The following is a 26,490-nucleotide window of genomic DNA, read 5'->3' on the forward strand; positions in this document are numbered from 1 at the left end:
TCAGCGCCGAGCAGTGCCGCCAGCACCAGGGGTTGTTTGCTTCGCGGGTTTGACCCGAGTGAGCTGACGGAACTGTCCTTGTGGCGAGGGGATTTATCCCCGTTGGGCTGCGCAGCAGCCCCCGCCACTTTCCTGATACACCGCGTGGGCAGGTTTGGGGGCGCTTCGCACCCCAGCGGGGATAAATCCCCTCGCCACAGGGTTATGGGTCAAGCAGCCCTCAATTCAGTGCCGCGTCGCAATCCAGATCAGCAACCCCGCCTGGAACATGGCAAAGGCCACCAGGCAGGTGATGGTGAAGCGCAGGCCGGCGTCTTCGCGCTTGAACTTGGTGACCTTTTCTTCCTGCTGCTTGAGTTTGACTTCCTGTTCCGCCAGGTTCTGCTCGGCCTGTTGCAGCATCTGCGCCGCTTCAAGGATTTCCACGAACTGCAGCTTCTCGGTGTTCCAATCCCCGAGCAGATCGCCAACGTGGGTTGGCTTGACGCTGCCCTTGAGGTGCTGGGCGTCGGCATAGACCACCTCGAAACCCTGGGCCTTGAGAAAGCGGTCGCGGCGCAGGCGAGTGTCTTCGTTCAGGGCGTCCTTGTTATCCAGGTCGGTGCCGTGCACCTGGTAGGCCGACCAGCGTTTCTTGGCCCAGGTAATGCCCTGGGCCGCCAGGAAACGGCCGATGCCACGGTTGGACGGCTCGACTTGCAGGTTGTCCGGGGAAAAAAACAAGCGTTTCTCGACGTGGTCCGCCCAGACGTCCAAGTGGTTCTGTTCCTTGCGCACGCGCTGGTTCGGCAACTGGATGCTCATGCGCAGCAGGCTGCGTTCCTTGCTGTGGCGCTCGGCATAGCTGAACTCGACAAACCGCAATGGCCGCGCACCGGTGGCGCGGTCGGTCTTGAGCGGCGCCAGGCGGAGCATCTTGTGATGCTCGGTATGCACGTCGGCCCACGGCAGTTCCACCGCAGACGAGGCGGGGGCTTCGGCAGCGGTGTCGGGGGAAGCTTGAGTTTCAGTCATAACGGCAAAATCCTGTCCAGGCCGGCGGGTCGGTAGCCATTGCGCTATCCGACACCGGGTTATCGGCTGTTTTTGCCAGTACTGAAGCTAAATCGACTAAAACCGCCTAACGGGCGGCTAACGAGTCAATAAAACGCAAAATCCGCGTACCCAGCTCGGCCGCCAGGGGCAGGTTGGGATCCTTGTAGGAGGCCAGTTGCTGTTTCACGTCGTTGGGCACGATGCGCATCACGTGGTTCATACCCTCGATCAGCGCCAATTCAGCGTCGGGCTTGGCGGCTTTCAACTGCCTGGCGTCATCGACGCTGACCTGGATATCGTTGCTGCCCTGGATGATCAAGGCAGGCATCTTCAATGCCGCAAAGGCCCGGGCCGGGTCCTGGCGGAACAACGAGATCAGGTAGGGCTGTACGCTGGGGCGGAAAATGACCAGCAACTGCGCCGGCACGTTATCGTCGGGCCGACCGGCCTTGAGGCTGTCGAGCAGCTCGTTGCTGCGCAACATCAGCGGCGGTGGCAAGCGGTTGCTCAATTGTTGACGCAGCACCTGGTCGATCGGCCTGGCGCTGCCAGACAACGAAATCACCGCCGCCGCGTTGGCCTGGGGCGCGGCGAGGCTGGCGATCAACGCGCCTTCGCTGTGGCCCAGCAAGATCAATGGGCCAAGGCGCGGATCGGCGGCGAGCTTGTGGCTCCAGGCCACGGCATCGGCCACATAGGCCTCGACGCTCAGGTTGCGCTCGTCCGGGGTCGCCGCGAGGCTGGCGGCCACCCCACGCTTGTCATAGCGTACGCTGGCGATGTTGTGCCTGGCCAGGACCCAGGCCAGGCGCTTGAGGCTGTCGTTGCGTCCGCCGTCGGGGTTGTTTCCGTCGCGATCCGTAGGACCTGACCCGGAGATGATCAGGACAACCGGCACCGGCGTGTCGGACTTGGGCAGCAACAAGGTACCGAAAAGCTCACCGCTGCCTGTATCGAGGCTGATGGGGCGTTGCAGCACCGTGGCCTGGACTAGGCCGGGAAGCAGGCCGGTAAACAGGGTAAGACTCAAGGCAAGCACTCTTAACATCATCACGCCATTAGTTGCGAAGGTGCCGGTTGGACTGGTGGCCGCCGATAAGGTTCGAGGATGAACTACGCGGGGAGCCTGCGTATACTGGCGCCCATTACGAATCCAAGGTTGAGTCTCTCAGCGATTTCACGGAGCACCCTGCATGTCCGGCAATACCTACGGCAAGCTGTTCACTGTCACCACAGCGGGCGAAAGCCATGGCCCGGCGTTGGTCGCCATTGTCGACGGCTGCCCGCCGGGCCTGGAGATTTCCCTGGACGACCTGCAGCGTGACCTGGACCGCCGCAAGCCCGGCACCAGCCGCCACACCACCCAGCGCCAGGAAGCCGATGAAGTCGAAATCCTCTCTGGCGTGTTCGAAGGGCGCACCACCGGCTGCGCCATCGGCCTGTTGATCCGCAACACCGACCAGAAGTCCAAGGACTACTCGGCCATCAAGGATCTGTTCCGCCCGGCCCACGCCGACTACACCTACCATCACAAATACGGTGAGCGCGACTACCGTGGCGGCGGTCGCAGCTCGGCGCGGGAAACCGCCATGCGCGTGGCGGCCGGGGCGATTGCCAAGAAGTACCTGGCCAGCCAGGGCATCGTCATCCGTGGCTACATGAGCCAGTTGGGCCCCATCGAAATCCCGTTCAAGACCTGGGACTCGGTGGAGCAGAACGCCTTCTTCTGCCCCGACCCGGACAAGGTGCCGGAACTCGAGGCCTACATGGATCAACTGCGCCGGGACCAGGATTCGGTCGGTGCGAAGATCACCGTGGTCGCCGAAGGGGTGATGCCGGGCCTGGGCGAGCCGATCTTCGACCGCCTCGACGCCGAACTGGCCCACGCGCTGATGAGCATCAACGCAGTGAAGGGCGTGGAGATCGGCGCCGGTTTCGCCTGTGTCGCCCAGCGCGGCACCGAGCACCGTGACGAACTGACTCCGCAAGGTTTCCTCAGCAACAATGCCGGCGGCATCCTCGGCGGCATTTCCTCGGGCCAGCCAATCGTGGCGCACCTGGCCTTGAAACCGACGTCCAGCATCACCACGCCGGGCCGCTCCATCGACATCCATGGCAACCCGGTGGACGTCATCACCAAGGGCCGTCATGACCCGTGCGTCGGCATCCGTGCCACGCCCATCGCCGAGGCGATGATGGCCATCGTGCTGATGGATCACCTGCTGCGTCATCGCGGCCAGAACGCCGACGTTCGCGTCAGCACCCCGGTGCTGGGGCAGCTTTGATGGTCTGCCTGCCAGCCGCCGTGGCCTGACGACCATGGCGGCACTGCCGTACTGGCGGCTCTCCAGTTTCTATCTGTTCTATTTCGCGCTGCTCGGTTCGACGGCGCCGTTCCTGGCGCTGTATTTCGATCACCTGGGGTTCAATGCGGCGCGCATCGGCGAGCTGGTGGCGATTCCCATGCTGATGCGCTGTGTGGCGCCGAACATCTGGGGCTGGCTGGGGGATTACACCGGCCGGCGCCTGGCGATCGTGCGGTTTGGCGCGATCTGCACGCTGCTGGCCTTCTCGCTGATCTTCATCGATAAAAGCTACGCCTGGCTGGCGATGGTCATGGCGCTGCATGCGTTCTTCTGGCACGCGGTGTTGCCGCAGTTCGAAGTCATCACCCTGGCCCATCTGGGCGGGCAGGCCTCGCGCTACAGCCAGATCCGCCTGTGGGGTTCCATCGGCTTTATCATCACCGTGGTCGTGCTCGGCCGCTTGTTCGAATGGCTGAGCCTGGACATCTATCCGGTGGCGCTGGTGCTGATCATGGCCGGCATCGTGCTCGCCAGCTTCTGGGTGCCCAATGCCCAGCCATTGCAGGGGCCGCGCATCGTGGGGGAGGGGTTCCTACGGCAACTGCGCAACCCTGGCGTGCTGGCGTTCTATACCTGTGTGGGCCTGATGCAGGTGAGTCACGGGCCGTATTACACCTTCCTGACCTTGCACCTCGAACACCTGGGCTACAGTCGCGGGTTGATCGGCCTGCTCTGGGCCCTCGGCGTGGTGGCGGAAGTTCTGGTCTTCCTGCTGATGAGCCGGATCCTGACGCGGTTTTCCGTGCGCCGGGTGCTGCTGGCGAGCTTCCTGCTGGCGGCGTTGCGCTGGTTGTTGTTGGGCTCGCTGGCCGAATTCCTCTGGGTATTGTTGTTCGCCCAGGTGCTGCACGCGGCGACCTTCGGCAGCTTTCACGCCGCTGCCATCCATTTCGTGCAACGCAGCTTCGGGCCTCGCCAGCAAGGCCAGGGGCAGGCGCTGTATGCGGCGTTGGCCGGCACGGGTGGGGCCCTGGGCGCATTGTATTCCGGCTATAGCTGGAACGCCTTGGGTGCCAGTTGGACGTTCAGTCTCGCCAGCCTCGCGGCTTTCGCGGCAGCCGTTATCATTGCCACACGTATGCAAGAGGACCGGCCATGAGCCTTCGAACCGTTAATTTGCTGGAGCCTTTGTCATGAGCAGCCTGTCCGTCTATCACGTTTCGAGCCCTGACATCCCGAACAAGGTGTTGACCCACGTCGAGGACATTGCCGCGACCCTGGCCGAACAAGGTATTCACTTTGCCCGTTGGGAGGCGGCGGTGAAAATCCAGCCGGGTGCCAGTGAAGAAGACATCATTGCGGCTTACCAGGCTCAGATCGATGGGTTGATGACTGAGCGGGGTTATGTTGAGGTCGATGTTGTCAGTGTCAGCAGCGATCACCCGGAACAGGCTGGGGAGCTCGATGAGTATCGCCATAGCCAGGATGAAGTGCGATTTTTCGTTGCTGGTCGTGGCTTGTTTAACCTGCACGTTGGGGATTATGTCTATGCGGTGCTGTGTGAAAGGAGCGACTTGATAACGGTGCCGGCTGGTATGCCGCATTGGTTTGACATGGGGGAGCGGCCGCATTTCGTTACGATTCGTTTGTCTGGTGATTTGCAGGGGTTGGTGGCTGAGGTTACGGGGGATGATATTGCTCGCCGGTTTCCTCGCTTGGAAGACTGACCTGCGTGGGTGGTGCCGTGAGGTTTTTGGGGTGTGTATATCCATTGCTGCGCAACCGTCAGCAGCCATTACCGAAGAAACGGATATAACGACCAAAACCAAAAGCGGACTCGCCCAAAAGAAGCCCCAAAAAAAACGGCGCTTCCCATTTCTGAAAGAAGCGCCGTTTTTTCAAGCAAGCAGCCCCGCGTTTTTCCAGCAGGCTCAAGCGCTATGATAAGTCGGCAAAGCAAACCGATGTTGGCTCTGCAGCAAGGTGATCTGTGGCAACTCGCTAGCCTGTTCAGCCAGGTCACGACGAATCGCGCTGATCGCCCAGGACAACTGATCCCCAGCGTGCAACTGAGCATAGGAAATCGTGCGTTTGAACAGCTTGCCGTCGCTATTACGCAAGGTCAGCAGAATGCCGCCATCGGGGCGGGGCTGGGTGGTCACTTCGTAGTTGGAAAACAGGGACGCAAACTTTTCTTGAATCATGTTCATAGTTGACTGCTCCATGGTATGGCAAACCGTGGAGGGGAGGTTGCACTGTCTGTGCCAGCATTTGGATTTGTATAAAATCCTTTAAAAACAAGTAGTTATGTTTTTACTGTATTTTTTATTTCGTGCATCTTGCATGAATAGCCATCGTGCATCCTGCATTTTGCGTGGTCGGGCAATGATTTTTGGAACCAAATCGTTTTGCGGCGCTCACGCTTCGCCTGTCTCGGGCAGCGGATACAAAACATTGCAAAAACCGCATGTACAGCGCCGCAATCGCCGGCGTACTTTCGAGCCCAATCATCTGCTGCCCATAACAAGAACCGAGACCACGAGGTCGAACGGGGAAGATCACCATGAGTCGTACACCCAGCGACGCGATTACCTGGGGCATGATGCTGCGCAAGCTGCCTGCCATTGCCAAAGCCGTCCCCCGGATCGTCAAAGGCATGAAGCAGGCCAACGTCCAGGACCCGACCCAGCCTTGCGGCCTGGGCTGGTGTTTCGAACAGGCCACGCAACGCAATCCCCAGGGCCCGGCACTGCTGTACGGCGAGACGGTGTTGAGTTATGCACAGGTCAACGCGCAGGCCAATCGCATCGCCCATTACCTGCTGGCCCAAGGCATCGGCAAGGGCGATTGCGTGGCGATGTTCATCGAGAACCGGCCGCAGCTGCTGATCAGCGTGCTGGCGATGGCCAAGGTTGGCGCGGTCAGTGCCATGCTCAACACCTCGCAAACCGGCGATGCGCTGGTGCACAGCCTGGCCTTGGTCAACCCGGTCGCGGTGGTGGTCGGGGATGAACGGGGCGCGGCCTTCAACGACATACGCGCGCGAACCACTCTGTCGAGCAGCAGGACCTGGTGGCTGGCGGATCAGGACTGCGCCGATACCCCGTCCCATGCACCGTCCGGTTTCATCGACCTGATGGCTGGCAGCGAGGATTACCCAAGCGATAATCCGGCATGCAGCCAACAGGTGTTCTGCAACGACCCGTGTTTTTATCTCTACACCTCGGGTACCACCGGCCTGCCCAAGGCTGGGGTGTTTCGCCATGGTCGCTGGATGCGCACGTCCACCAGCTTCGGCCTGATCGCCTTGGACATGCAGCCCGACGATGTCGTGTATTGCACGTTGCCGCTGTACCACGCCACCGGCCTGTGCGTGTGCTGGGGCGCGGCGATCTGTGGGGCATCGGGGTTCGCGATTCGGCGCAAGTTCAGCGCCAGTCAGTTCTGGAGCGACGTGCGCCGTTACCGGGCGACCACGCTGGGGTATGTCGGTGAGTTGTGCCGCTACCTGATCGACCAGCCTGCCGCGGCCGATGACCGTCACCACGGCGTGAAGAAAATGATCGGCAACGGTCTGCGGCCCGGGGCCTGGTCGACCTTCAAGACCCGGTTTGGCATCGACCATATCTGTGAGCTGTATGCCGCCAGCGACGGCAATATCGGTTTCACCAACATCCTGAATTTCGACAACACCATCGGGTTTTCCCTGATGGGCTGGGAGCTGGTGCAGTACGACCATGCCAGCGGCCTGCCGCTGCGCAACCTGCAAGGTCGCATGCAAAAAGTGCCCAGGGGCCAACCGGGCCTGTTGCTGGCGCGCATCGACGAGAAGGCGCCGCTGGATGGCTACACCGATCAGGCCTTGACCGAAAAAGCCATCTGCCGGGATGTCTTTGTCCCGGGCGACCGTTACTTCAATACCGGAGACCTGTTGCGCAACATTGGTTTCGGGCATGGGCAGTTCGTTGATCGCCTCGGCGACACCTATCGCTGGAAAGGCGAAAACGTCTCCACCACGGAAGTCGAAAATGTGCTGCTGCAGCATCCGCAGGTGGCCGAGGCGGTGGCTTATGGCGTGGAGATCAACGGCACCAATGGCCGTGCCGGCATGGCGGCAATCACCCCGTCCGAATCCCTGGCGACCCTGGACTTCAGCGAGTTGTTGCAGTTTTTGCAAGGCAAGCTGCCTGCCTATGCCGTGCCACTGTTCCTGCGCATCAAGGTGAAAATGGACACCACCGGCACCTTCAAGTACCAGAAGACCCGACTCAAGGCCGAAGCATTCGATCCATGCGTTACCGGGGATGAGCCGGTCTACGCCTGGCTGCCGGGCACCGATACTTACGTGCGGGTGGATCGGCAGCTGGCAGTTCGAATTCAGGGCGGACAATTGCGTTATTGATTCTGGCTATGACAGGCACAGTGAAAAAAGGGATGACAGCGCCCGGGTCCCTCGGGAAACTAGCCGCTTTGCGAAGAGCCGAGTGGAGTTTCCCATGTCCGATACAAGCCGCCAGATGACCCCGGAAGAGGCTGCGGAGTTTGCCGAGCAAGTGTTCAACGTCGCACGCCAGGGCGATGCGGCCATGATGGCTGCGTTGCTGAGCAAGGGCCTGCCGCCCAATCTGCGTAACCACAAGGGCGACACCTTGTTGATGCTGGCCGCTTACCACGGTCATGTGGAAACGGTGAAAGTATTGCTGGAGCACAAGGCCGATCCGGAAATCCGCAACGACAACGGCCAGAGCCCGATTGCCGGCGCGGCGTTCAAGGGCGACCTGGCCGTGGTTTCGGCGTTGGTGGATGGCGGCGCGCAAGTGGAAGGTGCCTCCTTCGATGGTCGTACTGCGCTGATGATGGCCGCGATGTTCAACCGCGTGGAAATCGTCGACTACCTGATCGGTAAAGGCGCCGACCCGAAAGCCAAGGATGCCAACGGCGTCTCGGCTCTGGATGCCGCCAGGACCATGGGCGCGGTGGACACCACGGCGCAGTTGGAAAAGATGTTGGGCTGATCTTCCTCCGGGGCCGTGATCCTGGAGTGACATTGCTCTTGTGGCGAGGGGATTTATCCCCGCTGGGGCGCGAAGCGGCCCTAAAACCTGACAACTCGGTGTGGCAAGCTGTCTTTAGGGCTGCTTCGCAGCCCAGCGGGGATAAATCCCCTCGCCACAAAAGCTCCGGGGCCACAGGTTCCTGACTCGACCGATGTGATGCGTTATCCTGCCCGCCCTCAAGACACCCTTCGCCACAGGATCCACCCCATGAAAGCCGCACTCGTCGAACTCATCAGCAAAATCAGCTCCGGCTGCCTCGGCGAGGCGGACATTGCGAAAATCGCTGACGAGGCGGCCCAGGCTTACGCCGATCCGACGGCTTTCCTGGGGGCCAACCCCGATATCAACTACGACGACACGTTCCCGATCCCGTTGGGTGAGTGGGTAGTGGTGGGCAGCCTGCCGGACACCGTGCTGTTCCAGGCCGACACCTACGTGGACCTGTTCGAACAGATCGTCGCCTCGTTCGGCCCCGGCGTGGCGTTCAACCTCAAGCCCAAGCAGCTGGCGAAAACCGAAGCCCTGACCGCGCTAAACCGCATCCAGATCCAGATGAGCAGCCTGAACAAGGAAAACGGCGGCTACGTACTGATGAACTTCAGCCAATTGCTCGACGATGAATTGCAAATGGTGTTGGTGTACGGCAACGATGTACCGCGTGTGCTGGAACTGTGTGCTGAAGTCGGCATCGCCGCGGCGCCCTCCCTGGAAGCCCTCAAGGTCGCGGTCCACGTCTGAAGCAATAAAACGGAACCCTTGCCAGGGGCCCGCTATCCTAAGTGTGCACACCACCATTTGGGAGCGACACCATGGGTTCCACTTTCAACGGCCTGGTCGGCCTGATCATCCTGGCGCTCGATATCTGGGCGATCATCAACGTACTCAAGAGTGGCGCGGAAACCGGGATGAAAATCCTCTGGGTGTTGCTGATCCTGCTGTTGCCGGTACTGGGCCTGATCATCTGGGCGATTGCCGGGCCGCGTGGCAACGTGCGGATTTGACACGCTCCACCAAAAAGCCCGGGCGCTGAAGGCGACCGGGCTTTTTCATGCGTGGGGTATTCAGGCCGTAGCCAGGGACGGCTTGCGCGAGGTACTCAAGAAGCGCAGCAAGGCCAACAGCGGGAAGGCGCTGCCGACGATCACCACCCACAACCAGCCGCCGTTTTCGTACACCGCACTGGCAATCGATGAGCCGAAAGCGCCACCGACGAAGATGCTGGTCATGTACAGCGCATTCAGCCGGCTGCGACTCTTGGCATCGAGGGCATAGATGGTGCGTTGACCCAGGACCATGTTCATCTGCACACAGAAATCCAGGACCACGCCGGTCACCGCCAGGCCGATCACGCTGTAGAACGGATGGATGAATGTCGGCAGGAAACTCAGGCTGGCGAACAGCATCGCCAGCAGCGAGGCGATGCGGGTATGGCCGGCATCCGCCAGGCGACCGGCGATGGGCGCGGCGATGGCGCCAATGGCACCGACCAGGGCGAACAAGGCGATTTCAGTCTGGGACAGGCCATGGTTGCGTGACAGTTCCAGCGGCACGGCGGTCCAGAACAGACTGAACGTGGCGAACATGCAGGCCTGGTAGAACGCCCGTTGCCGCAACAGCGGTTGTTGACGCAGCAGGGTGCCGAGCGAGCCCAGCAGTTGGCCATAAGAGGCGCTATGGTCGGGCTGGCGCTTGGGCACGGTCAGTGCCAGGACGACGCTGATGGCGGCCATCAACGCGGCGGCGATGATGAACATGGCCCGCCAGCCGAAGTGATCGGCCACGATGCTGGAGACCGGCCGCGCCAGCAGGATTCCCAGCAACAGGCCACCCATGATCCCACCCACGACCCGCCCCCGGGATTCCTCTGGAGCCAGGTGCGCGGCCAGCGGAATCAGGACTTGCACCGACACCGAGCTAAACCCCACCAACAGCGAAACCAGCAGGAATACGTTCGGTTGATCGGTGAACGCTGCCCCTAACAAACTGGCGATCGCCACCATGGTAGTGATGATCATCAGCCGACGGTTTTCCAGCAAGTCCCCCAGTGGCACCAGGAAAAACAGGCCCAAGGCATAACCGATCTGTGTCAGCGAGACGATCAGGCTGGCCATGGTGCTGCTCAAGCCGACGTCGGGTGCGATCAGTTCGATGATGGGTTGGGCGTAGTAGATGTTGGCGACGATGGCGCCGCAGCAGAAGGCGAAGAGCAGGACCATGCCGCGGGTCAGGGCGCTGCCGGGCGAGGTAGGTGAATGAGCACTCATGGCAATCTCGTCGATCAATTGAAAGGATGGCGTGAGGCTAAAGACTTGCAGGGCTCAGGAACAGGCTTTGCGGCTGATATCAGACATGCTTGCGGTTGATGATGAACTCATCGGGAGCGCGCTGGCGCTGTCTTTGTGGCGAGGGGATTTATCCCCGTTGGGCTGCGAAGCAGCCCCCAAATGCAGCCGACGCGATTTGTCTGAAACACAGCAGTGTCCGATTTTAGGACTGCTGCGCAGCCCAGCGGGGATAAATCCCCTCGCCACAGGACCGCGCATGACTCATTTGTTTTCTTACTGGCCGCTATAGACCTGGTCGAAAATCCCACCGTCATTGAAGTGAGTCTTCTGCACCGTGCGCCAGTCGCCGAAGGTTTTTTCCACCGACAGGAAGTCCACTTTCGGGAAGCGGTCGGTGTATTTGGCCAGTACCGCCGGGTCCCGTGGGCGCAGATAGTTGGCGGCGGCGATTTCCTGGCCTTCGGGCGACCACAGGTACTTGAGGTAGGCCTCGGCGGCTTCGCGGGAGCCTTTTTTCTCGACAACCTTGTCGACCACGCTGACCGGCGGCTCGGCCTCGGCGGAAACGCTCGGGTAGATCACTTCGAACTGGTCGCGGCCGAATTCGCGGGCGATCATTTCTGCTTCGTTTTCAAAGGTCACCAGCACGTCGCCGATCTGGTTGGTCATGAACGTGGTCGTCGCGGCGCGGCCGCCGGTGTCCAGTACCGGCGCCTGCTTGAACAGTTTGCCGACGAAGGCCTTGGCCTTGTTCTCGTCACCGCCATTTTTCAGCACGTAACCCCAGGCCGACAGGTAGGTGTAGCGACCGTTGCCGGAGGTTTTCGGGTTGGGCACGATCACCTGTACACGGTCCTTGAGCAGGTCGGGCCAGTCTTTCAAGGCTTTCGGGTTGCCTTTGCGCACGATGAACACCGTGGCCGAGGTGAACGGCGCGCTGTTGTTCGGCAGGCGGGTGGCCCAGTTCTCGGGCACCAGTTTGCCGTTGTCCGCCAGGGCATTGATGTCGGTGGCCATGTTCATGGTGATGACATCCGCTGGCAGCCCGTCGATCACCGAGCGTGCCTGCTTGCTGGAGCCGCCGAACGACATCTGCACGGTGATGTTTTCGTTGTGCTCGGCCTGCCAGTGTTTCTGGAAGGCAGCGTTGTAGTCCTTGTAGAAATCGCGCATCACGTCGTAGGAAACGTTGAGCAGGGTCGGGGCGGCGTGGGCCAGGCTGCCAAAGGTCAGGCCGGCGGCGAGAAGGGAGGCGCCAAAGAAGTTCTTCACTGCGAATTCCTTTTTATCAACGGGGGTTCCGGGCAATTAGCCAGCACACTAGCTGCAAGCCTATAGACCTTCAAGCATCAAAAAGTGCTTTGCTTATTCCAATTTCTTAAACAGCGCATTGCCACAACGGGAGCAGAAAGCGGCGCCGTGTTCGTGGTTGTTTTTGCTGCACACCGGGCAATCGTGCTGGAGCTGGTCACCGCGCATGGCGGTGGCCAGTTCAGCCGTGAAAATACCCGTCGGCACAGCGATGATCGAATAGCCGGTAATCATTACCAGGGATGACACCACCTGGCCCAGCGGCGTCTTGGGCACGATGTCGCCGAAGCCCACAGTGGTGAGTGTCACGATCGCCCAATAGATGCCCTTGGGAATGCTGGTAAAGCCATGCTCGGGGCCTTCGATGACGTACATCAGCGTGCCGAAGACGGTCACCAGGGTCGAGACGCTGACCAGGAACACGATGATTTTCTGCTTGCTCCCCCGCAGCGCCGCCATCAGGTAGTTGGCTTGCTTGAGGTAAGGACTGAGCTTGAGCACGCGGAAAATCCGTAGCATGCGGATGATCCGAATGATCAGCAGGTATTGGGCATCGCTGTAGTACAGCGCCAGGATCCCCGGCACGATCGCCAGCAGGTCCACCAGCCCGTAGAAACTAAAGGCATAGCGTAGCGGCTTGGGCGAGCAGTACAGGCGCAGGCCGTACTCGACGATGAAGACGAAGGTGAAGCCCCACTCGATACCGGCCAGCAGGGCCGCGTAGTTTTTATGCACGCTGTCGATGCTGTCGAGCATCACGATCACCAGGCTGGCGAGGATGATCAACAGCAAGGTGCTATCGAAGCGCCGACCGGCGACGGTGTCGGACTGGAAAATGATTACGTAGAGGCGTTCGCGCCAGTTGTTGCTGCTTTGCATAATCGTCGCCTGAACCGGAATCAGCGAAGCCTAGGGCGATTGCCCTGCAGAGCGCAAGGCGTGCTGTCGAGGCTGGCCTGGCGCCACGCCCGGTCGGTGGCCTGGATCAACCAGCACGCGAGGATGAACGGTGCCGTCAGGGGAGGCAGGCCGAGGGCGATAAAACCTGGGGTAAGCATGACCGTCAGGAGAATGCCCGCCAGTGGCAGCCAGGCTTGGCGGCGCTGTTGGCTGAGGGCCAGCGCCACCAACACCGGGTTGTAGCCACCCAGCCCGCAAAGGGCGGTTGCGTTGTCATGTTGCGACAAGGTGAAGGCCAGGCCGACGGCGGAAGCGAACAATGCCCAAGCGCCGGCGCGCCGGTTGGCCAGCAGCAGGCCGGCTGCGATCAGCGCCCCCGCCGCTGGGTGGCCGAGAAACATGACCTGGCCCAGCCCACTCAAATGCGCGGCCAGCAGGTTGGGTACTGTCATTTCAATCGAGGTGGTTGAGAGCGGCGGCGGGGTGAAACTCATCAGCAGCCAAGCCAACCCTACAAAAGGCGCAGTGTAGGCGGGCAGGCATCGAGGGCCTCGGCTGCGCTTGAGCCACTGCTGGGTCAACATTGCGCTGAGACCGCCTGCGGCGATGATCAACGGCGGCAACAGGACGGACCAGGGCAACGCGAGGCTCAGTAGCAAGCCCAGCAGGATGCCGTTGTAACTGAACAGCCCGGCTTGCCGGTCGGCCTTGGCGTAACCGCGTCGCTGGGCCGTGAGCAATCCGGCCACCCCGCCCAGTAACGCGCCGCCGAACAGGGCCGGCGCAGTGAGCAGGATCGCCAGCAGGCACAGCAGGCCGCACAACGGATGGCGTTGGAGGAAGACTTGACTGAAGCCGTTGAGCAGGGCGGTGGCCCAGTCGGGGCAGTGGGTGTTGGAGAAAGGGTTGGGCATGATGGATCGCAGATAAGAGAGCACTGTGGCGAGGGAGCTTGCTCCCGCTCGGTTGCGTCGCAACCGTCAAAAAGAGGGGCCGCTGCGCAGCCCAGCGGGAGCAAGCTCCCTCGCCACAGAAAATTAGATCAACGTCTCAATGCGCAGCGAATCGACCGACCCGCAGCTTCGGGCCTTATCAGGCGTCATGTTTGGGGTTCTCGAGGATCAGGATGGCGCGAAAGTCGTTGACGTTGGTGCGGGTTGGTTCGGTGACGATCAGCGCATCCAGGGCGGCGAAGTAGCCGTAGCCATTGTTGTTGTCCAACTCGTCGCTGGCGCACAGGCCCAGCGCGGCGGCGCGGCGATAACTGTCCGGGGTCATGAGGGCGCCGGCGTTGTCTTCGGAACCGTCGATGCCGTCGGTGTCGCCGGCCAGCGCATAGATGCCAGGATGACCCTTGAGGCTGTCGGTCAGGCTCAGCAGGAATTCTGCATTGCGCCCGCCACGACCGTCGCCGCGCACGGTGACGGTGGTTTCGCCACCGGAGAGGATCACGCACGGTGCTGCCAGCGGCTGGCCGTGCAGGGCGATTTGCCGGGCAATGCCGGCGTGGACTTTCGCCACCTCCCGGGATTCGCCTTCCAGGTCGCCGAGGATCAATGGGCTGAAACCGGCCTGGCGCGCCTTCACCGCAGCGGCTTCCAGGGATTGCTGGGGACGGGCGATCAATTGGAAGTGGTTGCGGGCCAGGCTCGGGTCGCCGGGCTTGACGGTTTCTGACGCGGGGTTGTGCAACCAGTTGCGCACCGAGGGCGGCACCTCGATCTGGTAGCGCTGGAGAATCGCCAGGGCTTCGGCCGAGGTGCTGGGGTCGGCCACGGTGGGGCCGGAGGCGATGACCGTGGCAAGATCGCCGGGCACATCTGATATCGCGTAGGTGTACACCGTCGCCGGCCAGCAGGCCTTGCCCAGGCGCCCGCCCTTGATCGCCGAGAGGTGCTTGCGCACGCAATTCATCTCGCCGATGGTCGCGCCGGATTTGAGCAGGGCTTTGTTGATCGATTGCTTGTCGGCCAGGGTGATGCCTTCGGCGGGCAGGGCCAGCAGGGCAGAACCGCCGCCGGACAGCAGGAAGATTACCCGGTCGTCTTTGCTGAGGTTGCTGACCATTTCCAGCACCCGCTGGGCCACGGCCAAGCCGGCGGCGTCAGGCACCGGGTGGGCGGCTTCCACTACTTCGATTTTCTGGCAGGGCGCGCCATGGCCGTAGCGGGTCACCACCAGGCCAGACACTTCGCCTTGCCAGCAGCGCTCGACCACTTGCGCCATGGCTGCCGCGGCCTTGCCAGCACCGATGACGATCACCCGGCCGCTGCGATCGCCGGGCAGGTAGCGTTCAAGGACGTGTTGCGGATGGGCCGCGTCGATGGCTGTGGCAAACAGCTCGCGCAGCAGTTGTTGCGGATCGACCGACATGGCGGGCTCCCGGTTTTTATTATTGGCTGAAGCGACTCGGTTATCTGTGGGAGCGAGCAAGCACGCTCCCACATGGGGAGTGCAGGGCTTACTTATTTGTCGCGAATGGAGAAATTGGCCATATGCTCCAACCCCTTGATCAACGCCGAGTGATCCCAGTTGCTGCCACCGATGGCCGCGCAGGTGCTGAATACTTGTTGGGCGTTGGCGGTATTGGGCAGGTTGATGTTCAGTTCCTTGGCGCCTTGCAGGGCCAGGTTCAGGTCCTTCTGGTGCAGGCTGATGCAAAAGCCCGGGTCGAAGGTGCCCTTGATCATGCGTTCGCCGTGCACTTCGAGGATCTTCGACGAAGCGAAACCGCCCATCAGCGCTTCACGGACCTTGGCCGGGTCGGCTCCGTTTTTCGAGGCGAACAGCAACGCTTCGGCCACCGCCTGGATGTTCAGGGCGACGATGATCTGGTTCGCCACTTTGGCGGTCTGGCCATCGCCGTTGCCGCCCACCAGGGTGATGTTCTTGCCCATGGCCTGGAACAGCGGCAAGGCGCGCTCGAAGGCGGCGCTATCGCCACCGACCATGATGCTCAGGGTTGCGGCCTTGGCACCGACTTCACCACCGGAGACCGGGGCATCGAGGTATTGCGCGCCTTTTTCATTGATCTTCGCCGCGAAGGCCTTGGTGGCTGTGGGGGAGATCGAGCTCATGTCGATCACCACCTTGCCCGCGCCCACGCCCGCCGCCACGCCATCGGCTCGGAACAGCACGTCGTCGACCTGCGGCGTATCCGGGACCATGACGATGATGAACTCGGCTTCCTGGGCCACTTCCTTCGGGTTGGCCAACGCCACCGAGCCACCGGCCAGCAGGTCGGCTGGAGCCACGTCGTGGTGCTGGGACAGGAACAGGCTGTGCCCGGCCTTTTGCAGGTTCAGTGCCATGGGGTGGCCCATGATGCCGGTGCCGATGAATCCGATTTTAGCCATGGAAAAATCCTCTTGTTGTTGGATGTCCCGGTGTCTCTGGGTTCGGTGTCCCTGTGGCGAGGGAGCTTGCTCCCGCTGGGTCGCGAAGCGGCCCCAGAAATCGTGCCGGGTGAAATCATGCGTCTGCTTCGCAGCCGAGCGGGAGCAAGCTCCCTCGCCACAAAAGCTCGCGCGGGATCAGATCGCGTTATGGGTTTTAAGCCAGCCCAGGCCGGCTTCGGTGGTGGTCAGCGGCTTGTATTCACAGCCGATCCAACCCGTGTAGCCGATGCGGTCCAGGTGTTCGAACAGGAAGCGGTAGTTGATCTCGCCCGTACCTGGCTCGTTGCGCCCCGGGTTGTCCGCCAGTTGCACGTGGTTGATCTCGCCCAGGTGCGCCGACAGGGTCCGGGCCAGGTCACCTTCCATGATCTGCATGTGGTAGATGTCGTATTGCAGGAACAGGTTGGCGCTGCCCACCTGCTCGCGGATCGACAGGGCCTGGGTGGTGTTGTTCAGGTAGAAGCCGGGAATGTCGCGGGTGTTGATGGCTTCCATCACCAGCTTGATGCCTTTGGCCTGCAGCTTCTCGGCGGCGTATTTCAGGTTGGCGACGAAGGTTTTTTCCACCAGGGTTTCACTGCAGTCCTGCGGGCGAATCCCCGACAGGCAGTTGACCTGGGTGTTGCCCAGCACCTGGGCGTAGGCGATTGCCAGGTCGACACCGGCGCGGAATTCCTCGACCCGGTCCGGCAGGCAGGCAATGCCGCGCTCGCCCTTGGCCCAGTCACCGGCCGGCAGGTTGAACAGCACCTGGGTCAGGCCGTTGGCGTCGAGCAGGGCCTTGAGTTCGGCGCAGCTGTAGTCGTAGGGGAACAGGTATTCGACGCCACTGAACCCGGCCTTGGCGGCGGCTTCGAAACGGGCGAGGAAATCCTGCTCGGTGAACAGCATGGACAGGTTGGCGGCGAAACGCGGCATGGTGGTCTCCTGTAAATATAAGGTTGGTTCTGATTGTTCCCTCGCTCTGCGTGGGAATGCCTCTGGGGACGCTCCGCGTTCCGCTTTGGGACGCAGAGCGTCCCAGGCTGCATTCCCACGCAGAGCGTGGGAACGATCAACGTCAGCACTCAATCGAGCAACGAAATGGCGGTCGGTGCATCGTTGCCCACCAGCGCCAGATCTTCAAACTCATTGACGGCGTTGATCTCGGTGCCCATGGAAATGTTGGTTACCCGTTCCAGGATAATCTCGACGATCACCGGCACCTTGAACTCCTCGATCATTTTCTCGGCCTGGCGCAGTGCCGGCGCGATCTGACTCGGTTCGAACACCCGCAGCGCCTTGCACCCCAGGCCCTCGGCCACGGCAATGTGGTCCACGCCATAGCCGTTGAGCTCCGGGGCGTTGAGGTTGTCGAAGGACAGTTGCACGCAGTAGTCCATGTCGAACCCGCGTTGGGCCTGGCGAATCAAGCCCAGGTAGGAGTTGTTCACCACGACGTGGATGTAGGGCAGCTTGAACTGCGCACCCACCGCCAGCTCTTCGATCATGAACTGGAAGTCATAGTCGCCCGACAGCGCCACGACCTTGCGGCTCGGATCGGCCTTGACCACCCCCAGCGCGGCCGGAATGGTCCAGCCCAAAGGACCTGCCTGGCCGCAGTTGATCCAGTGGCGTGGCTTGTAGACGTGGAGGAACTGCGCCCCGGCGATCTGTGACAGGCCAATGGTGCTGACGTAGCAGGTGTCCTTGCCGAATACCTGGTTCATTTCTTCGTACACACGCTGTGGCTTGACCGGCACGTTGTCGAAGTGCGTCTTGCGTTGCAGGCTGGCCTTGCGTTGCTGGCAGTCTTGCAACCAGGCGTCGCGGTTTTTCAGCTTGCCGGCGGCTTGCCATTCACGGGCCACTTCGATGAGCACCGTCAGGGCCGAGGCGGCATCGGAAACGATGCCCAGGTCGGGGGTGAACACACGGCCGATCTGGGTCGGCTCGATGTCCACGTGAATGAACGTGCGGCCTTCGGTATAGACATCCACCGAACCGGTGTGACGGTTGGCCCAGCGGTTGCCGATGCCCAGCACCACGTCCGACTTGAGCAAGGTTGCGTTGCCATAGCGATGGGAGGTTTGCAGGCCGACCATGCCGACCATCAGCGGGTGATCGTCGGGGATGGTGCCCCAGCCCATCAAGGTTGGGATGACGGGGATGCCAGTCAGTTCGGCGAACTCCACCAGCAGTTCGCTGGCCTCGGCGTTGATGATGCCGCCGCCAGCCACCAGCAATGGACGCTCAGCCTGATTGAGCATGGCCAGGGCTTTTTCGATCTGTACGCGGTTGGCCGCGGGTTTGGCCAGCGGAAGCGGTTGATAGGCGTCGATGTCGAACTCGATCTCGGCCATCTGCACGTCGAACGGTAGGTCGATCAGTACCGGGCCCGGACGGCCGGAGCGCATCTCGAAGAACGCCTTCTGGAAGGCATACGGCACCTGGCCCGGCTCCAGCACGGTGGTTGCCCATTTGGTCACCGGTTTGACGATGCTGGTGATGTCCACAGCCTGGAAGTCTTCCTTGTGCAGACGGGCGCGAGGGGCTTGCCCGGTGATGCACAGGATCGGAATCGAATCGGCCGAGGCGCTGTAGAGCCCTGTCACCATGTCGGTGCCGGCCGGGCCCGAGGTGCCGATGCACACACCGATATTGCCGGCCTTGGTACGGGTGTAGCCCTCGGCCATGTGGGAGGCGCCTTCAACATGGCGAGCAAGGACGTGATCGATGCCACCCACCTTCTGCAGGGCGGAGTACAGCGGGTTGATCGCGGCACCCGGGATACCGAAGGCGGTGTCCACGCCTTCACGGCGCATTACCAGAACGGCGGCTTCGATTGCTCTCATTTTGCTCATTGTTTGTGCCTCTTACGTTTTGTAATTGTATACAAGTGGCGGTGTTAAGAGTGTATTCACGGTAAGTGGCGCAGGTCAATCCATTTCCTCAAGCACCTGTTTCACTCGTCGGAAGGCCAGGTTTTGCTGCAGTCATTCATCGAGTGAGGCGTCTTGTGCAAAATTATTGTATACAAAAATGTGGATTGTTGTGTTCTATTTGTTGTGTTCGGTTTTGCTGAAAGTGAAGCCCGCAAGGCTCTCCCATAACAAAAGAAGGACAGCACCCATGAGCGTTCTAACCTTGAAAATCGCCGTTAACCTGGCCGGGCAAGCCCTTGCCATCGGTCGTGAAATCAGCGCTGCACCCCTGACCGTCGCGGTCCTGGACAGCGGCGGGCACCTGGTTGCCTTGCAGCGCGAAGACAGCGCCAGCTTGCTTCGCCCGCAGATCGCCATCGGCAAGGCCTGGGGCGCCATCGCCCTGGGTAAAGGTTCGCGCCTGCTCGCCCAGGACGCCCAGCAACGCCCGGCGTTCTATGCCGCTTTGAATGGGTTGGGACAGGACAACGTCGTACCGGCCCCGGGTGGGGTATTGATCAGGGATCAGGACGGGAAGGTGCTGGGGGCGATGGGGGTCAGTGGTGATGTTTCGGATGTGGATGAGCAGGTGGCGGTCAGGGCGGTGGAGGCGCTGCGGTTGAGGGCGGATGTGGGGGTGGTTGCTTGATTTTTTGGTGAATTGACTGGCGCCATCGTGAGCAAGCGCGCTCCCACAGGTTTGATGCTGGACAGATAATGTCTAGACACCGCAAACCCAGTGTAGGAGCGGGCTTGCTCGCGATTGGAGGCGACTCGGTCTTCAGTCTGGCTCACACCCCTTTAACACCAACCGAATGATCGTCTGCGCCGCCGCTTCGTAATCCGCCTCATCGAGCTTGGCCTTGCCGGTCACGGCGCTGATCTGCCAGTCGAAATCGGCATAGGTCTGGGTGGCGGCCCAGATGCTGAACATCAGGTGGTTGGGGTCGATGGGGGCGATCTGGCCACGGTCGATCCAGGTCTGGATGCAGTCGATGTTGTGCCGGGCCTGGGCGTTGAGTTGTTCCACCAGGTCGGGGCTCAGGTGGGGGGCGCCGTGCATGATTTCGCTGGCGAAGACTTTCGAGGCGAAGGGCAGGTCGCGGGAAATGCGGATCTTGGAGCGGATGTAATGACTCAGTACCTCGCCGGGCACACCGTCGGCATTGAACGGTGTCGAAGCCTGGAGAATCGGCTCGATAATGCTTTCCAGTACCTCGCGGTAGAGGTTTTCCTTGGATTTGAAGTAGTAGTAGACGTTGGGTTTGGGCAGGCCTGCCTTGGCCGCGATGTCGCTGGTCTTGGTCGCGGCGAAGCCCTTGTCGGCAAACTCTTCGCTGGCGGCACGCAGGATCAATTCTTTGTTGCGCTCGCGGATCGTGCTCATAAACCCAGGGGTTCCTTGCCTGTTCTGGCGGTGGCGCATGGTAGCACCGGCCTCGCGCGGCGCTCAAGAATGCCCAAGGCGCCGCGGCTCGCGGTATGCTGCGCGGCATTATTATTCAAGGAGCCCCTCCATGGCCGGAAGCAGTTTGCTGGTACTGATCGACGATATCGCCACCGTGCTTGACGATGTCGCGCTGATGACCAAGATGGCCGCCAAGAAAACCGCCGGCGTGCTCGGCGATGACCTGGCGCTCAATGCCCAGCAAGTCTCGGGTGTGCGTGCCGAGCGGGAGCTGCCGGTAGTCTGGGCAGTGGCCAAGGGATCGTTCATCAACAAGTTGATCCTGGTGCCGTCGGCGCTGGCGATCAGCGCCTTCGTGCCCTGGCTGGTGACGCCACTGTTGATGGTGGGCGGCGCCTACCTGTGTTTCGAAGGGTTCGAAAAGCTGGTCCACAAGTTCCTCCACAGCCCGGCCGAAGACCAGGCTGAACATGCGCAACTGGTCGAGGCCGTGGCGGATCCGGCGGTCGATCTGGTGGCCTTTGAAAAGGACAAGATCAAGGGCGCGGTCCGCACCGACTTCATCCTGTCGGCGGAAATCATCGCCATCACCCTCGGCACCGTTGCCGACGCCGCACTGACCCAGCAGGTGATCGTCCTGTCGGGCATCGCCATCGTCATGACCATTGGGGTCTATGGCTTGGTGGCCGGGATCGTCAAGCTCGATGACCTGGGGCTCTGGTTGACGCAAAAGCCAGGGCAGGCCGCCAAAAGCATCGGCGGCGCCATCCTGAGTGCAGCGCCCTATATGATGAAAAGCCTGTCGGTGATCGGCACGGCAGCCATGTTCCTGGTGGGCGGTGGCATCCTGACCCATGGCGTGCCGGTGGTGCATCACTGGATCGAAAGCGTGACGGCCAGCGCCGGCGGCGCCGGGTTTATCGTGCCGATGTTGCTCAACGCGGTGGCGGGGATCGTTGCTGGGGCGGCGGTGTTGGCGGGGGTGATGCTTGTGGGCAAGGTCTGGAAAACGCTGAAAGGTTGAAGTTGGCAACCGTCAGCAAAGCCCCCACCGCAGGTCGTGAGCCAGCGAATACATTTGGAAAAAATCAATGATCGAAACCTTTCAATTGCTGGCGCTATATGTCCTTTCCGTCAGCGCGTTCTGCTTGATTGCCGGGCGCTTCCCTTTGCTCGCCCCTGAAGCACAACACCGGGTGTCGTCGTTGGACGGTCTGCGTGGAATTCTCGCAACAGCGGTGATGGTTCACCACTTCGCCATCACCTTTGTGTGGCACAGCACCGGAACCTGGCAAGTCACTGATAGCCGCGTGATCAACAATATGGGGGCCGTACCGGTGTCCTTGTTCTTTATGATCACGGGCTATCTTTTTACGCAAAAAGTGATCAGGGGGCAGCCCAATTGGGGCTCGCTGCTTTCCTCCCGACTACGCCGCATTTTCCCAATGTACATCGTGTCTATTCTCTTGGTTGCCGTTATCAGTTTCTACCAGGCAAGGGGGGAACCAAGCCCACTGCTCGATAATTTCGTCGCGCTCGGTCGCTGGTTAATCTTCCTGGGAGGATCAATCAATGGATTTCCAGACAGCAAGTTGATCAACGCTTCTGTGCAGTGGACACTGATGTACGAGGCGCTTTTCTATCTCTCGCTCCCGCTCATGTATTGCCTGTTCCGTCGCCAACTGCCGATCCTCGCCCTGGTGGTGTCCATCGGCGCGATTGCGATCTTATGGCCGGAGTATCACCCCGTATTTCACAAGCGGTTCGTTAAGCTATTTCTGGTGGGTATGGCTGTCGCCTTTCTTGAACCTCGGCTGCGCAAGACGTCAATCAACTTTTCAACTCTCTGGTGTTGCCTCATTGCTGTCGGGGCCCTGCTCGCGAGTCTGAACATGCGCTCATACTCAACGGGGCAGATGTTGATTCTCGGTATCCCGTTCGGGCTATTCGTTCTAGGCAACAGCCTGTACGGACTCCTGGAACACAAGGGGCTAAAGGTTCTCGGAGAAGCAAGCTTCAGTATCTATCTGCTGCACGGTATCGTGATCTACAGCGTGTTCAGTCTGCTGAAAATATATAATTTCACAGAAGGCACACTCGCTGGCTATGCATGGTATTTGCCGCTTATCATTCTGGCGGTGAGCGCGTTGAGCGTTTTGACCTACTGGTCAATCGAGCGACCATTCCTCAGTGCGCCCCGCAGGCGGCTCGATAAGGCAGCCGAAGAAATATGATTCCAAATAACTGCCGAGTGCCCAGATCCAAGCGATCGGTCTGGATTCTGCGTGGCTGATATTCGCAGTTCAGCTACTAATTTTGGAAAGACGCCGCTATCTTCAACCCTTTTTACGAGAACGACATGGCTTATCTGCCTTCCGACATCACATCGAAAAAGCTCCTGATCGTTTGTCGAGATGTCGGCGGTTATATAAAGCGGCTCAGCGATTACTTGGCCCAAAATAATGAGGTCACGTTCGTTGATCTTTCTGCACAGCGCGACGAGATCCGGTTTCTACCTGGAAAGCTGCGACGATGGCTGAAGAAATTCCTGACCGTTCGTGCAGCACACCGCCAGATTCAAAAGGCCGGGAAAGTCGACTCCGTACTCATCATAAATCCCGCACAAATCGACATCGCTCTTGTCGATCAGGCAATGGTTGCAGCACAACAGACCATCGCATTCCTGTCTGACGGCGTTGCAAGACTTGCCATGCCGGTTGCTCAATTGGCCCGTTTCGATAAGGTCTACACCTTCGATGATGCGGACGCCCGGGAATACGGATTCCGGAAGCTCAGCAACTACATTTACGAGCTCGACACTGAGCTTGAAACCACTCGTGAGTACATAGCGTTTGTAGTGATGGCGGGCAAGAATCGCATTGACGTACTGGGCAGAATTGCAGCGGAATTCGATCGTCTTGGCCACACGAATTACAAGTTCCTGGTACAAAGCAAAGTGGTCGAAAATGCCAGTCCGGGTATCACTTTTTTCAGGGAAAGGATGTCGCTCGATGAAGTTGGCGATCTGATTAGACGCTCGGAAATCCTGATCGATATCGTCCGGCCGGGCCATGCAGGCCTGAGCTTTCGCTTCTTCGACGCGTTGTTCTACCGGAAGAAGATCATTACCAACAATCCGTCGGTAATGAATTACGATTTTTATGATGCGCGAAACATTTTGGTCATTGACAGTGACCACCCTGTTATCCCGACGTCATTTCTCGTTGAGGAATATATTGATCCACCCGTGGATGTGGTCCAGAAGTACAGCATGAACCGTTGGGCTGGCGAAGTGTTCGCTCCACTTGCCGATGACCAGCGATAGGTCGCATTGGACAAGCACGCAATGCAACCTATCAAGGTGAGCTGATGATGCTTATCCCATACGCTGAAAAGCCCTCCGTCATCGAGCATGCCGGGGGGCTTTTTGTTTGTGAACGCACATCAAGGGGATCGGTTATTAAGCCAACCCCCATTGGTCACAACCTGCTCTTTCTGCAGGATTACTCGGCAATCTGCAACTTGCGCGATTCGGTGTACACGTAGCGCACCTTCTCATACTCGAACGGCGAGTTCAGTTGCCCGTAGCGGAAGCTGGTCTGGTAGCGTTTGTCGACGCCGCGCAGAAGCAGCAGCTCCGGGTGGTTGGAACTGACTTCGGAGACGTTCAGGAAGTTGATCGCCGATTCGGCTGTGTAGTCCACCAGCAGGCCCGAGGTGTCGCGCAGGTTCGACGGACCGAAGATCGGCAGCACGAAATACGCGCCGCCCGGCACGCCATAGAAGCCCAGGGTCTGGCCGAAGTCTTCGCTCTGGCGCGGCAGGCCCATGGCGGTAGCCGGGTCCCACAGGCCGGCGATGCCGACGGTGGTATTGAGCAGCAGGCGCGCCGTGGTTTCCATCGAACGCTTGCCCTTGAATTGCAGCAGGCTGTTCATCAGGTTCGGCACATCCCCTAGGTTGTTGAAGAAGTTGCTGACGCCGGTGCGCACGAAGCTGGGCGTGACGTAGCGGTAGCCATCGACCACCGGCAGGAAGACCCATTGGTCGAAGCGGTAGTTGAAGTGGTAGACGCGGCGGTTCCAGGATTCCAGCGGGTCATAGACGTTCAAGGCGTTGAGCGTCGAGCGCTCGAACTCACGCTGGTCCAGCCCCGGGTTGAACTTGAGCTTGCTCAACGGCTCCTTGAAGCCATCGGAGTCCACCACCACAGGCGCATTGGCCTTGCTGTTATCGGCCTGGGCCAGGCCAGCACTCATTAACGCAGCGATAAGCAGGAGATATTTAGCCACGGAAGAACTCCAGCATCGCGTCGCTGTTGACGCGGTAATTAATGTTGCCGCAATGGCCGCCCAGTGGATAAACCGTCAGGCGATCGCCAAAGGTCTTGCGCAGGAAGCCCAGGTCGCCCGGGCCGAGAATGACGTCGTCGGCATTGTGCATGACGGCAATCTTCGGGCTGTCGTGCAGGTAATCCTTCAGCGCGTACAGGCTGACCTGGTCGACCAGTTGCAACAGGCTGCCGCCGTCAGTGCGCGCGCGCCACATCGGAATCACCTGCTCGGTGAGGTAACAGTCGAAATCGCATTGCAGCGCACGCTTGAGGAACGGCGTCAGGCTGGTGCTTTCGGTAATCGGGAACTTGGGCGGGATGATCAGCCCGCGCCGATTGATCAGGTCCGAAGTGAACGCGATGTCGGCCGCCGAGAAACGGAACGAGGTGCCGATCAACATGGCCATCTGCTCGTTGCTCAGGTGTTGCTTGGACTGCTGGAAGTCGTAGAGCAGGGCATCGTTGAGGTCGATGTAGCCTTTTTGCTGGAAGTAGCGCGTCAGCTTGTTCAGCACCAACTCATAGAAAGTGGTGGTGTTGTTGATGCCCTTGACCTCGGTCTGGACCAGTTTGTCCAGGTTGGTGATTGAGGTATAGAGGTTCACCGGTGGGTTGAGCAGCAGCACCTTCTTGAAATTGAAGCTGCGCCGGGTTTCGTCCAGGTGTGCGACGAAGGCCGCGTCCAGGGCGCCGAGGCTGTAGCCGGTCAGGTAATACTCGGTCACTGGCAGCTTGGGGTTCTGCGCGCGCACGGCTTGCATCACCCGGTACATGTCTTCGGCATCTTCCTTGGAAATGCCTGGCGTGGCGAAGCGCGAAGCGGCGCTCATGAAGTCGAAGCTGGTGGGCGAGGACAACTGCACCACGTGGTAGCCGGCCTTGTAGTAGAGGCGCTTGAGGTATTCATTAATGCTGCTGTCAAAGCGCGCACCGGTGCCGGCGATGAGGAAGATCAGCGGCGCGGGTTTGTCCTGGGTGGCCATGCGGTAGGTGAGGCTTTTCACCGGCCAGAAGTTGTCCGGCAGGATGAACTCGCGTTCCGGGCGCAGGGTCAGGCTGTGGTCCGCCTGGTCGATGTCTTCGATCAGCGGCAACTCCGGACGCAGGTCCGGTGGCGTGGTGGCGATGGTCGCCTCGAACGGGTTGGTCAAGGGGTAGCCATAGCTGGCGGCGTCAATGTCTGCAGCCAGCGCGGACGCACTCAGGATAAGGCCGCCGAGAAGGGCAGCGAAGCGCAAGGAACGGAGCATGACTGGATCCCTTAGAGGAAGGTGCCGAATGAGGTTCGCAGGCTATGACCACCGAAGCAGAGCCAAGTGCCATGACGGGCACAAAACAGGCACGGACGGGGGTGCGATAGTAGCGGGACGATACACGGTCGTGCGTGCTGGCGGCTAGTTATCTGGCGTTTGCTGGATTTGACTGCTAAATCTCATGTGTGACGGAGCTACAAATGCCCGGAACTGAGAGCTGGCGTTCTGATGTCGTTTCTCGTTGTCTCGACGTCGCAGGCAGAGCAGGTTCCAGATCGGCGCGGGTTGATGATCGACAGGT

General features: G+C 60.4%; 25 protein-coding genes. 11 read left to right on the top strand and 14 right to left on the bottom strand.

Annotated elements, in window-relative coordinates; translation table 11 throughout:
* Nucleotides 1–225 precede the first annotated feature (225 nt).
* The gene (locus tag BT116_RS16570; protein WP_063324822.1) at nt 226–1,014 is read right to left on the bottom strand and encodes a hypothetical protein; all 789 of its coding nucleotides are present in this window, start codon (nt 1,012–1,014) and stop codon (nt 226–228) included.
* A 106-nt stretch (nt 1,015–1,120) separates the two neighbouring features.
* Nucleotides 1,121–2,086 carry an alpha/beta hydrolase gene (locus BT116_RS16575; RefSeq protein ID WP_072345632.1) on the bottom strand — a complete coding sequence of 322 codons (966 nt, stop codon included), beginning with the start codon at nt 2,084–2,086 and terminating at the stop codon, nt 1,121–1,123.
* 142 nt (nt 2,087–2,228) lie between these two features.
* On the opposite strand from BT116_RS16575, the gene aroC reads away from it, so the two are divergent.
* Genes aroC through BT116_RS16590 form a run of 3 tightly spaced genes read left to right on the top strand, consistent with a single transcriptional unit; the run spans nt 2,229 to nt 5,068 of the window.
* Nucleotides 2,229–3,320 (top strand): chorismate synthase, encoded by a 1,092-nt coding sequence (gene aroC, locus BT116_RS16580; RefSeq protein WP_003204486.1) that lies wholly within the window; start codon nt 2,229–2,231, stop codon nt 3,318–3,320.
* Nucleotides 3,321–3,354: 34 nt separating this feature from the next.
* Nucleotides 3,355–4,500 (top strand): MFS transporter, encoded by a 1,146-nt coding sequence (locus BT116_RS16585; protein ID WP_072345633.1) that lies wholly within the window; start codon nt 3,355–3,357, stop codon nt 4,498–4,500.
* Nucleotides 4,501–4,534: 34 nt separating this feature from the next.
* Nucleotides 4,535–5,068 carry a 1,2-dihydroxy-3-keto-5-methylthiopentene dioxygenase gene (locus tag BT116_RS16590; RefSeq protein ID WP_072345634.1) on the top strand — a complete coding sequence of 178 codons (534 nt, stop codon included), beginning with the start codon at nt 4,535–4,537 and terminating at the stop codon, nt 5,066–5,068.
* Between the two features lie 204 nt (nt 5,069–5,272).
* On the opposite strand, the gene BT116_RS16595 is transcribed toward BT116_RS16590, so the two are convergent.
* Nucleotides 5,273–5,551 carry a DUF3509 domain-containing protein gene (locus tag BT116_RS16595; RefSeq protein WP_003204481.1) on the bottom strand — a complete coding sequence of 93 codons (279 nt, stop codon included), beginning with the start codon at nt 5,549–5,551 and terminating at the stop codon, nt 5,273–5,275.
* 353 nt (nt 5,552–5,904) lie between these two features.
* Here BT116_RS16595 and BT116_RS16600 point away from each other — a divergent pair, with 353 nt between their 5' ends.
* The 4 genes from BT116_RS16600 (at nt 5,905) to BT116_RS16615 (ending at nt 9,399) form a co-directional block, all read left to right on the top strand.
* The gene (locus BT116_RS16600) at nt 5,905–7,743 is read left to right on the top strand and encodes a long-chain-acyl-CoA synthetase (protein ID WP_072345647.1); all 1,839 of its coding nucleotides are present in this window, start codon (nt 5,905–5,907) and stop codon (nt 7,741–7,743) included.
* A gap of 94 nt (nt 7,744–7,837) precedes the next feature.
* Nucleotides 7,838–8,356: an ankyrin repeat domain-containing protein gene (locus BT116_RS16605; protein WP_060741139.1), complete on the top strand. Its 519-nt coding sequence runs from the start codon at nt 7,838–7,840 to the stop codon at nt 8,354–8,356.
* Nucleotides 8,357–8,605: 249 nt separating this feature from the next.
* On the top strand, nt 8,606–9,136 hold the full coding sequence (locus tag BT116_RS16610; protein WP_063324827.1) for a hypothetical protein: 531 nt from the start codon (nt 8,606–8,608) through the stop codon (nt 9,134–9,136).
* 71 nt (nt 9,137–9,207) lie between these two features.
* A complete protein-coding gene (locus BT116_RS16615) occupies nt 9,208–9,399 on the top strand; it encodes a PLDc N-terminal domain-containing protein (protein WP_003204476.1) in 192 nt (63 codons plus the stop codon).
* 60 nt (nt 9,400–9,459) lie between these two features.
* Here BT116_RS16615 and BT116_RS16620 read toward each other — a convergent pair whose 3' ends face one another.
* The 8 genes from BT116_RS16620 to gcl all read right to left on the bottom strand — a co-directional run bounded on the left by BT116_RS16620 (nt 9,460) and on the right by gcl (nt 19,135).
* Nucleotides 9,460–10,662, bottom strand: coding sequence for an MFS transporter (locus tag BT116_RS16620; RefSeq protein ID WP_072345649.1), 1,203 nt, complete (start codon nt 10,660–10,662; stop codon nt 9,460–9,462).
* Nucleotides 10,663–10,956: 294 nt separating this feature from the next.
* Nucleotides 10,957–11,955, bottom strand: coding sequence for a sulfate ABC transporter substrate-binding protein (locus BT116_RS16625; RefSeq protein ID WP_072345651.1), 999 nt, complete (start codon nt 11,953–11,955; stop codon nt 10,957–10,959).
* 93 nt (nt 11,956–12,048) lie between these two features.
* A complete protein-coding gene (locus tag BT116_RS16630; RefSeq protein WP_072345655.1) occupies nt 12,049–12,873 on the bottom strand; it encodes an ion transporter in 825 nt (274 codons plus the stop codon).
* A 20-nt stretch (nt 12,874–12,893) separates the two neighbouring features.
* Nucleotides 12,894–13,808: an urea transporter gene (locus BT116_RS16635; RefSeq protein ID WP_072345657.1), complete on the bottom strand. Its 915-nt coding sequence runs from the start codon at nt 13,806–13,808 to the stop codon at nt 12,894–12,896.
* A gap of 178 nt (nt 13,809–13,986) precedes the next feature.
* The gene (locus BT116_RS16640; RefSeq protein ID WP_072345658.1) at nt 13,987–15,267 is read right to left on the bottom strand and encodes a glycerate kinase type-2 family protein; all 1,281 of its coding nucleotides are present in this window, start codon (nt 15,265–15,267) and stop codon (nt 13,987–13,989) included.
* Between the two features lie 92 nt (nt 15,268–15,359).
* Nucleotides 15,360–16,250 (bottom strand): 2-hydroxy-3-oxopropionate reductase, encoded by an 891-nt coding sequence (locus BT116_RS16645; RefSeq protein WP_072345659.1) that lies wholly within the window; start codon nt 16,248–16,250, stop codon nt 15,360–15,362.
* Between the two features lie 177 nt (nt 16,251–16,427).
* Nucleotides 16,428–17,210, bottom strand: coding sequence for a hydroxypyruvate isomerase (gene hyi, locus BT116_RS16650; protein WP_072345660.1), 783 nt, complete (start codon nt 17,208–17,210; stop codon nt 16,428–16,430).
* A gap of 149 nt (nt 17,211–17,359) precedes the next feature.
* Nucleotides 17,360–19,135: a glyoxylate carboligase gene (gcl, locus tag BT116_RS16655; protein WP_072345661.1), complete on the bottom strand. Its 1,776-nt coding sequence runs from the start codon at nt 19,133–19,135 to the stop codon at nt 17,360–17,362.
* Nucleotides 19,136–19,403: 268 nt separating this feature from the next.
* Between gcl and BT116_RS16660 the strand changes: the two genes are divergently transcribed.
* A complete protein-coding gene (locus BT116_RS16660; protein WP_072345662.1) occupies nt 19,404–19,844 on the top strand; it encodes a GlcG/HbpS family heme-binding protein in 441 nt (146 codons plus the stop codon).
* Nucleotides 19,845–19,976: 132 nt separating this feature from the next.
* Here BT116_RS16660 and BT116_RS16665 read toward each other — a convergent pair whose 3' ends face one another.
* The gene (locus BT116_RS16665) at nt 19,977–20,582 is read right to left on the bottom strand and encodes a TetR/AcrR family transcriptional regulator (RefSeq protein ID WP_014339596.1); all 606 of its coding nucleotides are present in this window, start codon (nt 20,580–20,582) and stop codon (nt 19,977–19,979) included.
* A gap of 130 nt (nt 20,583–20,712) precedes the next feature.
* Between BT116_RS16665 and BT116_RS16670 the strand changes: the two genes are divergently transcribed.
* From BT116_RS16670 to BT116_RS16680, 3 genes are all read left to right on the top strand, one after another.
* Nucleotides 20,713–21,627, top strand: coding sequence for a DUF808 domain-containing protein (locus BT116_RS16670; protein ID WP_072345672.1), 915 nt, complete (start codon nt 20,713–20,715; stop codon nt 21,625–21,627).
* Between the two features lie 67 nt (nt 21,628–21,694).
* Nucleotides 21,695–22,837 carry an acyltransferase family protein gene (locus BT116_RS16675; protein WP_072345674.1) on the top strand — a complete coding sequence of 381 codons (1,143 nt, stop codon included), beginning with the start codon at nt 21,695–21,697 and terminating at the stop codon, nt 22,835–22,837.
* 125 nt (nt 22,838–22,962) lie between these two features.
* Nucleotides 22,963–23,928 carry a WaaS/CpsH family glycosyltransferase gene (locus tag BT116_RS16680; protein WP_072345676.1) on the top strand — a complete coding sequence of 322 codons (966 nt, stop codon included), beginning with the start codon at nt 22,963–22,965 and terminating at the stop codon, nt 23,926–23,928.
* Nucleotides 23,929–24,106: 178 nt separating this feature from the next.
* On the opposite strand, the gene BT116_RS16685 is transcribed toward BT116_RS16680, so the two are convergent.
* Nucleotides 24,107–24,895, bottom strand: coding sequence for an MlaA family lipoprotein (locus BT116_RS16685; RefSeq protein ID WP_072345678.1), 789 nt, complete (start codon nt 24,893–24,895; stop codon nt 24,107–24,109).
* Entirely contained in the window at nt 24,888–26,186 is a 1,299-nt protein-coding gene (locus BT116_RS16690; protein ID WP_072345680.1) for an alpha/beta fold hydrolase, read from the bottom strand. Before BT116_RS16690 ends, BT116_RS16685 begins: the two co-directional genes overlap by 8 nt.
* Nucleotides 26,187–26,490 lie beyond the last annotated feature (304 nt).

This window comes from Pseudomonas sp. NFACC16-2, from assembly GCF_900119205.1.
GTDB classification, from domain to species: domain Bacteria; phylum Pseudomonadota; class Gammaproteobacteria; order Pseudomonadales; family Pseudomonadaceae; genus Aquipseudomonas; species Aquipseudomonas fluorescens_Q.

Bases quoted from the DNA above. Each gene is read 5' to 3' on its own strand.
- BT116_RS16640 (WP_072345658.1), bottom strand. From the start codon at position 15,267: ATGTCGGTCGATCCGCAACAACTGCTGCGCGAGCTGTTTGCCACAGCC.
- BT116_RS16670 (WP_072345672.1), top strand. From the start codon at position 20,713: ATGGCCGGAAGCAGTTTGCTGGTACTGATCGACGATATCGCCACCGTG.
- BT116_RS16680 (WP_072345676.1), top strand. From the start codon at position 22,963: ATGGCTTATCTGCCTTCCGACATCACATCGAAAAAGCTCCTGATCGTT.
- BT116_RS16645 (WP_072345659.1), bottom strand. From the start codon at position 16,250: ATGGCTAAAATCGGATTCATCGGCACCGGCATCATGGGCCACCCCATG.
- hyi (WP_072345660.1), bottom strand. From the start codon at position 17,210: ATGCCGCGTTTCGCCGCCAACCTGTCCATGCTGTTCACCGAGCAGGAT.
- BT116_RS16620 (WP_072345649.1), bottom strand. From the start codon at position 10,662: ATGAGTGCTCATTCACCTACCTCGCCCGGCAGCGCCCTGACCCGCGGC.
- BT116_RS16605 (WP_060741139.1), top strand. From the start codon at position 7,838: ATGTCCGATACAAGCCGCCAGATGACCCCGGAAGAGGCTGCGGAGTTT.
- BT116_RS16675 (WP_072345674.1), top strand. From the start codon at position 21,695: ATGATCGAAACCTTTCAATTGCTGGCGCTATATGTCCTTTCCGTCAGC.
- BT116_RS16595 (WP_003204481.1), bottom strand. From the start codon at position 5,551: ATGAACATGATTCAAGAAAAGTTTGCGTCCCTGTTTTCCAACTACGAA.
- BT116_RS16610 (WP_063324827.1), top strand. From the start codon at position 8,606: ATGAAAGCCGCACTCGTCGAACTCATCAGCAAAATCAGCTCCGGCTGC.
- BT116_RS16615 (WP_003204476.1), top strand. From the start codon at position 9,208: ATGGGTTCCACTTTCAACGGCCTGGTCGGCCTGATCATCCTGGCGCTC.
- BT116_RS16630 (WP_072345655.1), bottom strand. From the start codon at position 12,873: ATGCAAAGCAGCAACAACTGGCGCGAACGCCTCTACGTAATCATTTTC.
- BT116_RS16585 (WP_072345633.1), top strand. From the start codon at position 3,355: ATGGCGGCACTGCCGTACTGGCGGCTCTCCAGTTTCTATCTGTTCTAT.
- aroC (WP_003204486.1), top strand. From the start codon at position 2,229: ATGTCCGGCAATACCTACGGCAAGCTGTTCACTGTCACCACAGCGGGC.
- BT116_RS16665 (WP_014339596.1), bottom strand. From the start codon at position 20,582: ATGAGCACGATCCGCGAGCGCAACAAAGAATTGATCCTGCGTGCCGCC.
- BT116_RS16690 (WP_072345680.1), bottom strand. From the start codon at position 26,186: ATGCTCCGTTCCTTGCGCTTCGCTGCCCTTCTCGGCGGCCTTATCCTG.
- BT116_RS16570 (WP_063324822.1), bottom strand. From the start codon at position 1,014: ATGACTGAAACTCAAGCTTCCCCCGACACCGCTGCCGAAGCCCCCGCC.
- gcl (WP_072345661.1), bottom strand. From the start codon at position 19,135: ATGAGCAAAATGAGAGCAATCGAAGCCGCCGTTCTGGTAATGCGCCGT.
- BT116_RS16660 (WP_072345662.1), top strand. From the start codon at position 19,404: ATGAGCGTTCTAACCTTGAAAATCGCCGTTAACCTGGCCGGGCAAGCC.
- BT116_RS16600 (WP_072345647.1), top strand. From the start codon at position 5,905: ATGAGTCGTACACCCAGCGACGCGATTACCTGGGGCATGATGCTGCGC.
- BT116_RS16635 (WP_072345657.1), bottom strand. From the start codon at position 13,808: ATGCCCAACCCTTTCTCCAACACCCACTGCCCCGACTGGGCCACCGCC.
- BT116_RS16590 (WP_072345634.1), top strand. From the start codon at position 4,535: ATGAGCAGCCTGTCCGTCTATCACGTTTCGAGCCCTGACATCCCGAAC.
- BT116_RS16575 (WP_072345632.1), bottom strand. From the start codon at position 2,086: ATGATGTTAAGAGTGCTTGCCTTGAGTCTTACCCTGTTTACCGGCCTG.